This window comes from Longimicrobium sp. (assembly GCF_036554565.1).
GTDB lineage: Bacteria > Gemmatimonadota > Gemmatimonadetes > Longimicrobiales > Longimicrobiaceae > Longimicrobium.
In genome coordinates this window covers 1-14093 of record NZ_DATBNB010000052.1, presented here as the reverse complement: position 1 = coordinate 14093, position 14093 = coordinate 1, and the positions used below count along the sequence as shown (strand labels likewise).

The window sequence follows — 14093 nt, the reverse complement described above, 5'->3', positions numbered from 1 at the left end:
CCGTAGAAACTCCAAAAGACCGGGGTCACGCGGAGGCGCGGAGGACGCGGAGAAAAGCAGGGGATGCCTCTGCAGTTCTCCGCGACCTCCGCGCCTCCGCGTGAAACCCGTTTTTTCAGCCGGCGGAAACCACGGCGCCGCGGGTGAGCGCCTCGCGGACGTGGTCCAGCAGGGCGTCGCGCGAGAACGGCTTTTCCAGCAGCATCACGGCGGGATCCAGCACCCCGTGGTCCGCCAGCGCGTCGTCGGTGTAGCCCGACATGAACAGCGTCGGCAGGCCGGGCCAGCGGCGCGCCACCTCGTCGGCCAGGTCGCGCCCCCCCATCCGCGGCATCACCACGTCCGTCAGCAGCAGGTCCAGCGCCCCGCCGCACTCCGCCGCCACGTGCAGCGCCTGGGCGCCGTCCGCCGCGTCCAACACCCGGTATCCCGCGCCGGAAAGCACGGTGCGGACGAACGTGCGCACCGCCGCGTCGTCATCCACCAGCAGCACGGTTCCCGTCCCCGCCGCCGCGGGAGTTCGCGACGGGAGCGCGACGGCGGTCCCGGGAAGCTCGTCCGTGGCGGGAAGGTACACGTGGAAGGTGGCGCCGCGGCCGGGCTCGCTCTCGGCCCACACGGTGCCGCCGCTCTGCTTGATGATGCCGTACACCGTCGCCAGACCCAGCCCCGTGCCCAGCCCCGCCGGCTTGGTGGTGAAGAACGGCTCGAAGATCTGCGGCAGCACCTCGGGGGCAATGCCCTCGCCCGTGTCGGACGCCGAGATGACCACGTAGCGGCCCGGCTTCAGGTTCACGGGCGCCGTGCACAGGCAGTCGCCCGGCGCCACCACGGCCGCGCGGGTGGTGATGCGCAGGGTGCCGCCGGCGAGCATGGCGTCGCGCGCGTTCACCGCCAGGTTCAGCAGCACCTGCTCCACCTGCGCGGGATCGGCCCGCACCTGCCCCGCGGCGGGGTCCAGCTCCACCTTCAGCCGCACGTCTTCGCGCAGCAGCCGGCGGAACATGCGCTCCAGGTCGCGGATGGTGGCGTTCAGGTTCAGCACCCGGGGCTGCAGCACCTGCCGGCGGCTGAAGGCCAGCAGCTGGCGGGTGAGCCCCGTAGCGCGCGCGGCGGCGTTGCGGATCTCCAGCAGGTCGGTGTGCATCTCGCCGCCCGGCTCCACGTCCGACAGGAGCATCTCCGTGTAGCCGGTGATGGCCGTGAGCAGGTTGTTGAAGTCGTGCGCCACGCCCCCCGCCAGCCGCCCGACGGACTCGAGGCGCTTGGCATCCACCAGCTGCGCCTCCAGCTGCCTGCGCTGGGTGACGTCTTCCATGGCCCCGATCATCCGCACGGCGGCGCCGTCGGGGTCGCGCAGCACGTAGCCGCGGTCCAGCACCGTGGCCCACCCCCCGTCGCCCCGGCGGATGCGGTACTCGTCCTGCCACGCGGTCCCGTTCCCATCCACCACGGCGTACAGCCCGGCGACCACGCGCTCCTGGTCGTCGGGGTGCAGCTGCTGGACCCACCAGTCGGGGACCGCCTGCGCGCCGGAAGGGGTGTGGGCGAGGACGGTTTCCAGGGCCTCGTTCCACACCAGGCGCCCCAGCACCAGGTCCCAGTCCCATACCACGTCGTTGGTGGCCCGCGCGGCGATGCGGAAGCGCTCCTCGGACTGCCGCAGCTCCTCCGCGGCCCGCACGCGGTCCGTGGCGTCGAGCATCAGGCCGTCCCACACGATGGTGCCGTCGGGGTGGCGCTCGGGGCGCGAGGTGGCGTACACCGTACGCACCATGCCGCTGGGCGTGCAGATGCGGCCGTCCCAGCGAAAGTCCTCCAGCGTGGCCGCCGACGCGGCGATCCGGGCATCCAGGGCCGGGCGGTCCTCGGGCAGCACCATCTGGAGCATGAACGACGGATTCTGCTCCACGTAGGCCCGGTCCACCTCGCACAGGCTGCAGGCGCCCTCGCTGACGTAGGGCCACGACATGGTCCCGTCGGGGTGCAGCGCGAACTGGTACACCATCCCGGGCACCTTCGAGGCGATCCGCTCGAACCTCGCCTCGCTGCGGCGCAGGGCCGCCTCCACGCGCACCTCGTCGGTGACGTCCACCACGTGGGCGAAGATGCCGGTCACCTGGCCCCGGGCTCGGACCGGCTGATAGACGAAGCTGACGAACCGCTCCTCCACCGGCTCCCCCGGGCGCGGCTGCATGCGGATGGGCACGGCCGTGGCCACGAACGGCTCGCCGGTCTGGTACACCCGGTCCAGGAGCTCGAAGAACCCCTGCCCTTCCAGGTCCGGCAGCGCCTCGCGCACGGGCTTGCCCAGAAGGTCGCTGCGCCCCACCAGCCGCTGGTAGGGCTCGTTGGCCACGGTGAACACGTGGTCCGGGCCCTCGACCGCGGCGACCATGGCCGGCGCGTCGCGAAAGAGCGCGTCGAACCGGGCGCGCTCCGCCTGCAGCCGCTCGCGCTCGGCCTCGACGCGCGCGGTGACGTCGTGCGCGCTCACCAGCCACGCCGTCCGGCCCTCCCACTCCACCCGCTCCGCCGCCAGTTCCGCATGGATCTCGGCGCCATCGCCCCGCCTCATCCGCCGCGCGGCCGCAGGGCCGTTCCGCGGCGGCAGCGGCCCGATCTCCCCCGGCCCCAGTTCCAGGAACTGGCCACGCGAGTAGCCGAACGCGCGGCACGCGGCGTCGTTCACATCCAGCACCTCGCCGGTGCCGGCGTCCACCACCCACAGGGAAACGGGTGCGCGCGCGAACAGCGTTTCCGTCTGGGGAAGCGTAGCGTGCATGGGCCTTCCTGCAGGTGGCGCGGGTGTCCGAAAAAGGGGCAATTCGGGGAGGATCGCGTGCACGAAATGTCATCGTGCCGACGCCCCTCAACAACCCCCGTCGAAGTTCCCAAAACGCAACGGCAGAACCGCTTGTGCGCATACCGTCCGCATCTGTTGGGCACGTTCGTTCCCATCCGGGAACACTGCTCGATGAGGGGAAGGAGACGCTCTGAATGCGAGGCGGGAACGAATGGGCCGAACCATCGTGACGTCGGAAAAGGATCGGAAAATTCCGATTTCTCACGCCGGATGCGAGAAGCGCCACGGTCCAGTGCCGCTCGCGAGGATCGATCAGGGAGGATTTCGACCGGCCGTTACCGAACCGGAACAGCCGGCGCCGGCCAGGGAAATTCACCACCAGGCGGGTAACTTGAGACGTAGCGTTCTCCCGCCCTCGAATCGTACCGGAAAACTGTGCAGGAAAGTCGTGCAAACGGAGGCGATGAACCCGACAATCGAAAAGGGGCTGCACCGCGCGAATGATCGCGGTGCAGCCCCTTGGCCTGAGTGCCCCCGGCGGGACTCGAACCCACTACCTCAGGATTAGGAAACGCGGACGGCCCGTTACGTCGCGTCACGGAGGCGAGAAAAGTCTAGCATTTCTGCAGCTTATCCGCAAACCCGGCGTTACTGGACAGCACCGCGCGTTACTCGGTTTGTTACTCCGTTTTGTTACTGGCTCGCACCCAATCGAGCGATCGGCGAGATCGCTGTTGCGCAACAAGAGCAGCGGCCGCTACCCTATCACGGGCAGCGGCCGTTGCGCATGGGCCCGGCCGGACTCGAACCGGCGGCCTACTGCTTAGGAGGCAGTCGCTCTATCCACCTGAGCTACGAGCCCAATGTTGAGTTCCAATGTATCAGGGTGCAAGACGAAATTCCACCCCGCCCAACGGACATGAAGTTACCGGGTGTGCTCGTGCCTGGCCAAGTGCGGTGCAGGTGTTGTCAACCGAGCACCATTAAGAGCACCTTGCAAAGGAGGAACGGCAAGGCACGTCGGGGCAAGGGAATCGTCTCTGCTGCGTCCATCTGATTCATCGACTGACAGGCCAGGGCCGCGTAAGTTCCTCGCGTCGGTTTCTAAGCCGTTGGATCAGATCTGGGTGGCGATCGGAGGGTCCCCGCGCCCTCGACAGCACACACCTGCTGCATCGCCTTTCGAAGGGACGCGTGCTGTTACGCAAGTGCTCATGTTTCGAAGCCTGCTTCAGCCCTACCATGGCTATTGTGAATGCCGCCCGTGCTCACCGACCCGCGACCTACGGCGACAGTCGCTGGCGTTATGATGCGTTTCTCTCGTACCGCCGAACGCCGGACGCATCGATCGCCTCGGCGCTTCAAGTGGAGTTGCAGCGGTTTGCCAAGCCCTTCTACAAACGCCGCGTGCTGCGGCTGTTCCGCGATACCACGACCGTCCCATTAACGGAAGAAGTATGGCCGCCGATCCGGGAGGCGCTCGCCGCAAGCGGGCACTTCCTGCTCCTCGCGTCTCCGGCGGCCGCGGAGTCGGAGTGGGTGCGGCGCGAGGTGGAGGAATGGATGCGGCTCCACGGGGGCACCGCCGAGAACCTGCTCATCGTGCTGACAGACGGAGAGATCGTGTGGGACGTTCCGCGCGATCGGTTCGACTGGGAGCGAACGTCGGCGTTGCCGCGTGTATTGGATGGGGTCTATCGCTCGCTGCCCAACTACATTGATATGCGCTGGGCGCGCACGTCGCAGGATCTCTCGACGAGAAACCCACAGTTCTTAGAGGCGGTGGCCACGATCGCTTCGGCGCTCCGCGGCGTGCCGAAGGACGATCTGGTGGGAGTGGATGTTCGCGAGCATCGCCGCTTTGTGCGGGCGCGCAACGCCACCGCAGGCGCGCTGGTTCTCCTCGGCATCGGGCTCTTCCAGGCGACGATGACGGCGATTGAGCAGTTCCAGCTGACCCGCTCCCAACTGGAGGCGACCTATGTGGCCAACGGGGCGGCCCAGGTTGAGAACGGACGCCCGGCGCTCGCTCTACCATGGTACCTGCAGGCGCTCACGACCGCATCGGACCGTCCGTGGTACCGCCACCCCTTCTCGCCATCCAAGTACAACGCCGAGCGTCTTCGCACGCACCGTTTCCGCTTGGCAGCGCTTATGGGATACGTCCCGGTTCCCCTTCAGCTCTGGGCGCTCGAGGAGCGAGTCACTGCGGCGCACCTGACGCCGGACGGCCGGTACGTGGCCGTCCTCACCGACGGCGCGAAGGATTTCGATCACGATGAGGGGCGCTGGAAATGCGGCCGCCCCGGGGAGCCGCGGTGTCGGGGTACGCTCCGGGTGTTTGACGCGCAGGGTGGACCGAATGTGGCATCTATCCCTCACGCCGAGCAGGTCGTGGCCTCTGCTCTCGCTCCTTCCGGAGCTCTGCTGGCGACTGTATCCGCAGGCGGAACGGTGCGCCTGTGGAGCCTGCCTGCAGCGCGCTTGTTGTGGAGCGATTCGCTTCCGGCAGTGGACAGCCCGACCGCGAGCGTGACCTTCAGCACCGACGAGAGCCGTCTGGTGGTGAGCACCGGCGGTCTCCCTGTCGCTTGGGCACTGAGCACGCGCGCTCTCACGAAAGCCCCGCCTTCACTGGAGGGGATGAGCCATGTGGGAAGCGATGCCGACGCTCGGCGGCATCTCTTGGCGGACACGGAACGTGCGCTGGTGTGGGAGATAGACAGCGGCAGGACCAGTTCGCTCACCCTTCCTGCCGGATTCACACCGTTCGGCATCGGCGCCTTGAGCCCTGACGGCCAGGTGGCCGCGCTGTCGGGGACGGTTCCGCGGATCCTTCCATCGGGCACGTTCGGCACAACGGAACAATATGTCCTCGCGCTGGTGGATGTGGACGGGCGGACGCAGCCGAGGCTCCTTAATCATCCATTCCCCGCGACCTCAGCCGTGTTCGATGCATCGGGCGAGCGCGTTCTGACCACGAGCGGCATGGCTCCCGAGGGGGGCTCGTCGGACGGCGGAGCCCGCCTGTGGAGCGTGCCGGACGGACGACTCTTGGCCGACGGGATGGAGCGCCCGCCCCTCTCGGCCGCGACGCTCGGCCCCAACAGCCAGACTGTGGTGGTGGCGAGTGATGATGGAACGGCCACCCTCTGGACGCCGCCGGAGACGGCGGACGAGACGCGAAGCAAGTTGCGGGCGGTACTCGAGCACGGCGGGGTGGTTACCCGTGCCGAGCTCTCGCGCGACGGACGCCGCGTGCTGACGGTGGATGAAGCCAACCTGGTGCGGTTGTGGCTTTTGCCACCCGGCGAGGACGAAGCCGAGTTCGGGCCTTTCCAGGCGGCGCCGGCAGGGCGACCACATCGCGGGAAGCGGAGGCTCAGCGCTCGGGTCGGGCGGCGGAGGTCCGGAGAGGAGGTGAGGCTTCTGGCTCTGAACGCCCCCACAGATCTGGAGGGGGATACGCTCCAGGAGGCTCGCGTGAGCGAGGACGGGACGTTCGCCGTGACCTGGAACGTCGGGGGCACCGCCATGATCTGGAGCACCCGGACCGGGCGTCCCCTCCTCGACCAGCCGATCGCCCACCCCGGCGGCGTGCTGTTGGCTGCCATCAGTCCCGACGGGAGCCGGGTCGCCACGGGGGGATTCGATCACACGGCGCGGCTGTGGGATGCCCGAACCGGGAGACTTGCCGTACGTGCGCTGCGTCATCCCGGCAGCGGCGCGGAGGGGCAGATGAACGTCTACTTCATCGGCGGGGGAGACAGGCTCGTTACGGTGGATTTCAACGCGGCCGATCCTGACGCGCCGAATGCACGGATGTGGGACGTGGAGAGTGGTGAACTCCTCGGTGTGCCGTTTCAGGTGCGCGTCGTCGACGAACGTGCCCCGGTCGACACGCTGCTGGCGGCCAACGATCTCGCGGCACGGTGGCCGGGGCTCGTTTCATGGCCCGCGGACGACTTCCGCGCCCTCGCTGAACTCGCGGCCGGGCACCGGGTCGACGCGGTCGGGAACCTCGTAGCGCTCGACTCCACGGAGATCCGGGACCGCTGGCGCCAGGTGCGCGCCCGGGCGACGGCAGCCGCCGCGCGCCAGACGGCTTCCCGGGGCGGGGCGGTGGGTCGCTCCCCGCGGAGATGAAAATGCGCGACGCTATTTGATCTCGCCGGGCCAGCGGGCTTGCCGTGGCGCCCCTGGCATGGTGGACCATCGCCGGTTCGGGTTACGCCGCGGCCGCCGCTAGCCGCCTCCCGATCCCCTGCACGGTCACCTCGACGGCATGCGCGAGCTCGGTGGTCGTGAACAGCTCCTCGTTCTCGCGAACGGTGAGCCCGTTGTCGAGCACCGTCGCGCGGTGCGCACGCACGGTCGCCAGCAGCCTCGTGCCCTCCTCTCCGAAACCGGCCGGGAGCGGGCCGGTCCCCAGCGCGCCGATGAGCGCGCCCGTCATCCCGCCGAACGCGCCCACCAGGTACAGTGGCTGGCCCGCTGCCGCCGCCTGCGCGGCCTCCTCCAGCACGCCGGGGACAAGCCCCATGTACCCGTCCGTCTTCCCTCCCAGGAACACCCTCGCCTGGACGGCGGCGGTCATCTCGCTCCGCATGCGGCTCAGGGACGCCTGCGCCAGCGAACGGTCGGCCGCCACCTGGGCGAGCGTGGAGCCTTCCGGGATGGTATCGGGCCGCGCCGCGCGGTGCACGCGCACCTCGGGGCGAAGCTCGGCCTCCCGTTCCGGCGCGAGGTTGTCACGGTGGTACGGCCAGTAGAGGAACAGGTGAATGCGGTCCGCGTGGCCCGAAGCGTCGTGGGCCCGCGCTAGCTCCAGCAGTCCCTCGCTGAGCCCCCCCTCGCGCAGGTCGCCTCCGAACGCCACGGCAGCGTTGGAGGCCAGCAGGTAACGCGCCACCTCGACCAGGAAGTCATCGAGCTGTTCTTGGGCCCACCCCCGCCGGGCCATGTCAGGGCTCGCGGAAGCGGAGATGCCGACCCGCTGCCCCGTGAGGTCCACGTGCCGTGCCAGTCGGGGCGTGACCAGCTCCAGGGCGGGTTCCATGGCCCGGATGATCGCGACCTCCTCGTCGCCGAGCGGAGGGTCGGCATACACTACGCGCCGCACGGCGGGCGTGCCGCCGCCGGCGTTGCGGCGCCACGCCGCCAGGGTGAGGAGCTCGGGCGGGTAGGCGGTCACCGCGTCGCCCTCGCGGACGATTTCCCTTGCCGCCACCTCACGGGTGAAATGCACGACCCGGAGCGACTCGCGGAGCGCCAGCGAGACCACGCTGGCGCACCGTTCGGCCACGGCATCCCCAGGGCTCCAGCGAATAGTCGGGACGTTTCCCAGGTACGGGAAGCTCCTCAGCTCGCCCATGCGGACGGCGTTGATGACGATGACCGGCCGTCCCGCCGCCTTCGCGATGAGCACTTCGCGACGACACCATTCCCGGCTGGCGTAGGCGTCGGTCTGGATTGCGACGAGCGCGGCTCCCTCCGCGCCTCGCTCGATCTCCTCGGCGAACGCGGAGCCGTAGGTGATGTCGTTCGTGTCGAAGAAGCTGTCGAGTTGCGTCTCTGCACGCAGGTGGTCGCGGAGCGCCTCGGCGATCTCGCGGCCGTCGTGCTTGGCATGGCTGAGGAAGAGACGCAGCCGGGGAGGGCCGGAGCCCTCGTCGGCGAGGAGCTGGTAAAGCGCATGGGCCAGTGCGTCCACCAGCGGCTGCAGCCGCGTGGCCTCGCCGATGGACTGGAGGCGGATGAAGTTCGAGGCCGCGAGCGGGCCGCGGAACGCAGCGGGTGTCAGCGCTACCGGGTACAAGCGGTGCCGCCCACCCGATCCCTCAATCCGCTCGCGGAGCGCTGCGAGTGCGTCCGAGGCGTCGAGCACCATCTTCGCGCCAACCAGGGGCACCACGGCGGCTCGCGACATGGAATCCAGGTCCAATGCGGGAACCGCTTCCGCGACCGGGTCCTTCCACAAGCGGACCGGAATACCAAGTCCCCGCTCCAGCGGCCGCCTCGGATCCCGCGCGAGATACCGGTACACCCCGTTGGCCAGCGAATCCGCGCCGGCGTCTTCGCCGGTCCAGAGTACGTGTACGGCCAGGGGAGCGGTAATGGTGCCGGAGGGGAAGGGGGGATCACCTGGCATACTACTCAGGGGGAGGGGTGGAGATGCAGCATGCCCGGCCCGCGGCGCTCTCCCCGGTGATACGCGGACGGGAAAAGCGCTCCAGGGGCAGGTGGGGACCGGGCTTGTCGGTCCGACCGGATAATGTCCATCCATTTCGGTCGGTGGGCAAGCTCCACGTTATTCCGCGGACATGTCGGGGCGCACCGGATCGAGAAAGCTCGCTCCGAGCCGGGCGAACCACTCCTCCAGCCCCACCTCACGCCCGTCCGCGAGGTCTCCGACGATGGCACGCAGGAACAGGTTGTTCCCGGTGTGCTCGCCGAGGCTCCGGTAGGCCTCGAACTGCTCCTCGCTGAAGAACTGGTCGGCCGTGGAGTGGTGCGGGAACGCGGGCTCGTCTGCGCGGAAGCGCCGGATGAACTCGCCCTCGTTTCCGGTCAGCGACAGCTTCAGGTACAGCAGGTAGCCGTACCCCGCCTGACGATCTCCCCGTTTCGGGTAGTGGATCCGGCAGAATCGGAAATGGGAGCGGCTCAGCCCACCTTCGCTGAGCCGGAGGTCGTCGAGGTCGACGTCGATCCGTACGCCCAGGTCGATGGCGGCCAGGCGCTGCAGCCGGGTCAGCCCCTGGAAGGTCATTTTCGGATCCTGTTCGCCGTCGACGGCCACGATGTACTTGCAGCGGCGCCGCAGGAGTTCGTACACACCAAGATTCTCGATGTGCCCCCCGTCTGAAGCATGGACCCATGGTCGGCGCTCGTGCATAGATCCCAGCATCTCGCGAAAAAGGTACACGAGCCCTGGCGCACCCCGCTCTCGAGGGGAATACGCCCCAGGCTTCCGAACCCAGTACCCAAGCCGAACATTCAGCAGCGCGAGCCAGAACCGGAGACGCGGCATGGTTCCCAGTCCCATCTGGGGCGCCGCCGCGGCTCCCGAGATCGCCATAGCCGTGGCGAGGTTAAGGTGCCGGTCGCCGAGTTCCCATTTCTCCGTAGGCGCGTAGCCCAGCACCGGGCTGCCGCAGAACCGCGGGCTGAAGAGAAAGAAATCGGTGAACCGCCCTTGCATCGCGGCGTTCTTCGAGCCGGGCACATTCAGGGCGCAATTCACGAGATGGTACGGCGCGCGGTTCGGGTGCGGAACGCCGGATCTGGGGTCTGGGCTCAGGTCCGACAGCTTTGTGGAAACCGCACTGCGGAACGCATTGGCGTCGCTTCCGTCGTCCGGCCGGATCAGGTACGCCTCGGAGAGCTTGGCGCGGTAGTGCCGGTGCGGAGAGGTCGCGTTGACATCGACCAGAAACCAGTACAGGATCCATCCCACTAGCGCCGCGACCGAGAAGACGACGCCGGCCGGCACCTCGCGTCCGGGCGGGATGGTGATCTCGGTGCTCGCCGCATGGTAGACGGCAAGGTAGAGTCCCAAGACGAAGAATGGCGCCGACAGCGCCGAAACCACCACGAGCAGCTGCGATGCAATTCGCCGAGGAGTCCCGGACGCGAAGGCGGCGGATGCGATCAGCGGAACCGAGCCAAGCACGGCCATCAGCCCAAAATGCTTCCAGGAGGAGACCGACAGGCCACCGTACCACTCGTGCACCAGGACCAGCCCTCGCCAGCAGAGGAGGATTCCCAGCGCCGCCGCAGGAAGGGCTACGAGCGCGTCGGCGTGCTTCTGGATCCGGGTGCCGTACCGCAACAGCGCCATCGCACCCACGGCTCCGCCGGCCAAGGCTACAGCAGAAGCCCGGGTGAAAGGCACGAGCAAGCCATCGAACACCGGCGCGGATCGGATCAGCAGTTCGAGCAGGGCAGCGCTGAGCACCACCAACAGGACGGCCGCGGCGTTCAGCAGCATACCAAGGAGCTGTGCGAACACCATCGTAAGCCGCTGCCAGGCACTCCCGGTTGCCAGGTACTTGCTGTTCTGGCGAAGGTGACGGATCGCCGCTGCCTCGCCTTCGGTGCGGCGGAACGGGAGTTGGTGCCGTTCCAAGCCGATTCCGTCGGCGTCTGGAGACGAAACGAGAAACGCGCTGATGAAAGAACCGAGATATCCGCCACCTGAAACGGTGGAGAGGTAATCGAACTGGGGAAGCAGGTTCCGTCTTGCGAGGGCGATGAGCACGCCAAGTGAAAAAGTGGCGGAGCGGATTCCACCGCCCGAGAGCGCCAGACCGGTCGCGTATACCGTCCCCGGGAGCTGGTATTGGGCTCGTCTGCGCCGGATGGCGTCAGCCTCTGCCTCATTCATCTGCGTCGCGTCCGCCGTCGCGATCCCACCGCCATTTTCCGGGATCCCGTACGGCAGAGCCGCGGTTCTCTCCTCGGCCCACCAAGGGTCAACAGCATCGGCTACCCGGTCCGAAGGCCGCTCGCCGTCGCGGATCGCGAGAAGGAGGTCGTCGAGACATCGCAGCACAGGCTGCAGCGACGCAAGCTCCGCGCGGAACTCGTCCGTCGCGTCGAGGGCAGCAAGCGCTCCGGCCTGTGCGGCTCGGTGCCACTTCGCGGTGAACGGGCGCACATGCCGGTTCAGCACATCCCAGGCGATCGTGCTGAAATGTACCGCGAAAGGGTGCTTCGTGCAGATCTCTCGCGTTCTTCCGAAGAGCGAATAGACACTGCGCAGTGCAGTTTCCTCGACTCCGGCCGAATAGCCCAATCCATGCGAGGTGATTCGTGAGGAGATCTCCATCTGCAGAACCGCGGCCGCCTCTCGGTCCTCGTCAGTTGGTTTCCATGCACGCTCCCCCCACCGCGCGAAGAACGCCCCGCTGAGGAGTGGTACGCCATTTACTTTGTAATCGATCAGTTCCTTCCAGCGCTCCATCTTGGGCTCTCCTGAAAGAACACGACAGACGTTGCTGCGGACTAGCGCATGGGGGAGAGTGAGCGTGCAGAGATCCTGTGCTGACCGACGGCTACGCATCGGCCGTGAAGAGGGCGATCAAACTGCCGCACGCCGCTACGGGCGCCAACACCCAGCGCGGAGGGCGGTAGAACAGATTACAAGGATGTCTCGACAGGGCAGTAGGAATCGCTCACCCACCTACTGGCCGATCGCTCCGCGCAGCCGGGCGTGGAACTGAGATGCGTTCTGGATGGCCGCAGACCGTGCGGCTGTCACCAACCCTTTGTTTTCCAGTACCATCCTGTCCTGGAGATACAGCCGCGCGAACGTGTCGAGCTGAACATCCGCCACCAGTATGGGCCAGATCTGAAGGTAATGCGGGAGATCAACACGGTTCAGGTCTCGAACGAAGGTGGTGATCCGTCGGTCGCCCTGGGTCGCCACACCGATCTCAAACGGTACCCACCACGACGCCCGCGTTTCACGGGACACCACGGCAAGAAGGTGCGTACACCGGTTCAACCCGTTGCAAACGGCCTGCGTTACGCGATCTGGTGCGATGTCAGGATCGAGCAGGTCCAGATATGCCGTGATCTGCTTCCCAGTTAGGGTCGTATGGATTCGGCGGGCCACTGCCTCGTCGGAACGTGTATAAGAGATGAAGACTGGCATCACCCTCTGCGCTTGATAAGGTTTGTGCATACAGAGGTCCTGGGTTGGGGACCGTCCAGCCCACACGTGGACCTTCTTCCGCCCCGCCGGATCCCCCACCCATCTGGTGCGGAAACGAATAGCGGTGTTGATATAGCGTGCCTGGAACGCCAATTTAACTGCAACGCGTAATGCGCTGCAAGGCGAGTCCGCAGGTCTTCCTTCGTGATCAACACAAGCCATCTTCACCATCCATAATCAAGTTGCGAGGTGCCCATGAAAGAGATCACCCTAACGCTTTTCGCGTCTGCATCTCAGCAGGGCCGTGATTTCGCGCAGAGGCTGCAGGCCTCGCTTGCTTCGGACCTCCCTCGTGAGATGAAGGTGGAGATGCGGCCGGCTGTCTACGGCGGGGATCAATCGGCGATGATCCGGTTCGGGATGGAGGACGACATTGTGGTATTCGACGGCTCGGTCGAGGACCCACTGGGCTCCAACTACCAGGCGGCTCAGATGTGGCCCACCTGCATGGACCATTTCCTGGTGGTTAGCCGCACACCGCTGCCGCTGAATTTTCAGCCGTTTCATGATGGCGGGTTTCCGGATGTTTCGGCTGCGCCGAGCGGAGTTCACACCCGCTTGGAGAACAATGTCCTCGTGGATTGGGTGCTCCGGCAACTCCGCCTCCTGGCGAATCGGCTGCCCCGGCCCGCTGGGGAGAAGGTCGTCATCCGCGAGGGCGAACTCGGCCAGAGCATGGGGCTGGTGACTGCGTGGGCGAACCGGAGGATCGAAGAAGCGCTGGAACAAAAGAAGGCGCGACAGACTTGGTCGGGGCGCGCGTTTGTCAGCTACCTGAGCCGGCACTCCCGTAACCACAGGCACCCTGTCGGCGTGGCGGGCTTCTACGTGGAAGACGTGGTCGAGCAAGTGAAAGCGGACCACCACGATCCGGATTTCCCGGTGCTCTACTATCCACCGGGCGCGCTTTCCGGTGAATTCATGACCGAGCACCGTCGCTGGCAGATCCTTGCCTTCATCGACGGGAAGATCCGGGCCGCGGAAGAGTTCTGGATCTTCGAGACGGACGATTATCGCACGTCGTGGTGGACGCTGGCGGAACTAGCCTGCTTAGCCTACATGAATCACGGTGGGACACCTCTGCCCAGGATCGTCCGGTGCAGCGTGCAGGGCCGGGAACTCGTCGCGACTGAAGCCGGGCCCGGCTTCGTTCAGGTGCTCGATAAGGCCCAGGAACGCGAGTTCGGGCGTTATCTATCTAACTCCGATTCGAACACGATGGGGTACGAGACAATCCGGCGGCAGCAGGAATTGCGGGAGCGATCACTGCCGGTGCAGTGGCTGAACTACAAGGCGACACAGCTCCTGATCGGGGCAGTGGCCTCTCAAGGCGGGTTTCCTCGGGAGCTTCTGGAGGGCGACGGGGTGGCCCAATCGCCCTTGCGGAGCTTCGCTGCATATTGCGCCATGCTGCAGTCGCGGGTGTTCTCTCCCGAGTTCCTCGAGGACCGGATCGTCGCTTGTCCGAACTGCAGCAGAGCGCGCCTGGAGGGGAAGCCCGCGTTTGAGGAGTTTCTGGACCACCGGCTTCCTGGTCATGTCCGGATATCTGGGGACGAGTTCGCG

The 14093-nt window shown here is 66.9% G+C and carries 6 protein-coding genes and 1 tRNA gene; 2 read left to right on the top strand and 5 right to left on the bottom strand.

The genetic code is table 11. The annotated features are described in order from the left end of the window. Positions 1 to 115: 115 nt before the first annotated feature. A complete protein-coding gene (locus VIB55_RS01445) occupies positions 116 to 2785 on the bottom strand; it encodes a PAS domain S-box protein (protein ID WP_331874880.1) in 2670 nt (889 codons plus the stop codon). Between the two features lie 809 nt (positions 2786 to 3594). Next, positions 3595 to 3668: transfer RNA gene (locus tag VIB55_RS01440), tRNA-Arg, on the bottom strand. Between the two features lie 332 nt (positions 3669 to 4000). On the opposite strand from VIB55_RS01440, the gene VIB55_RS01435 reads away from it, so the two are divergent. Next, positions 4001 to 6952, top strand: coding sequence for a hypothetical protein (locus VIB55_RS01435; RefSeq protein ID WP_331874879.1), 2952 nt, complete (start codon positions 4001 to 4003; stop codon positions 6950 to 6952). 82 nt (positions 6953 to 7034) lie between these two features. Here VIB55_RS01435 and VIB55_RS01430 read toward each other — a convergent pair whose 3' ends face one another. From VIB55_RS01430 to VIB55_RS01420, 3 genes are all read right to left on the bottom strand, one after another. Then, a complete protein-coding gene (locus VIB55_RS01430) occupies positions 7035 to 8957 on the bottom strand; it encodes a TIR domain-containing protein (protein ID WP_331874878.1) in 1923 nt (640 codons plus the stop codon). Between the two features lie 159 nt (positions 8958 to 9116). Continuing rightward, positions 9117 to 11774: a hypothetical protein gene (locus tag VIB55_RS01425; protein ID WP_331874877.1), complete on the bottom strand. Its 2658-nt coding sequence runs from the start codon at positions 11772 to 11774 to the stop codon at positions 9117 to 9119. A gap of 219 nt (positions 11775 to 11993) precedes the next feature. Then, positions 11994 to 12467 carry a toll/interleukin-1 receptor domain-containing protein gene (locus tag VIB55_RS01420; protein ID WP_331874876.1) on the bottom strand — a complete coding sequence of 158 codons (474 nt, stop codon included), beginning with the start codon at positions 12465 to 12467 and terminating at the stop codon, positions 11994 to 11996. Positions 12468 to 12722: 255 nt separating this feature from the next. Between VIB55_RS01420 and VIB55_RS01415 the strand changes: the two genes are divergently transcribed. After that, positions 12723 to 14093: hypothetical protein (locus tag VIB55_RS01415; RefSeq protein WP_331874875.1), on the top strand; the 1371-nt coding region annotated here is incomplete at its 3' end.

Coding starts and splice junctions, on each gene's coding strand:
- VIB55_RS01445 (WP_331874880.1), bottom strand. CDS start 2,785: ATGCACGCTACGCTTCCCCAGACGGAAACGCTGTTCGCGCGCGCACCC.
- VIB55_RS01430 (WP_331874878.1), bottom strand. CDS start 8,957: ATGCCAGGTGATCCCCCCTTCCCCTCCGGCACCATTACCGCTCCCCTG.
- VIB55_RS01425 (WP_331874877.1), bottom strand. CDS start 11,774: ATGGAGCGCTGGAAGGAACTGATCGATTACAAAGTAAATGGCGTACCA.
- VIB55_RS01420 (WP_331874876.1), bottom strand. CDS start 12,467: ATGCCAGTCTTCATCTCTTATACACGTTCCGACGAGGCAGTGGCCCGC.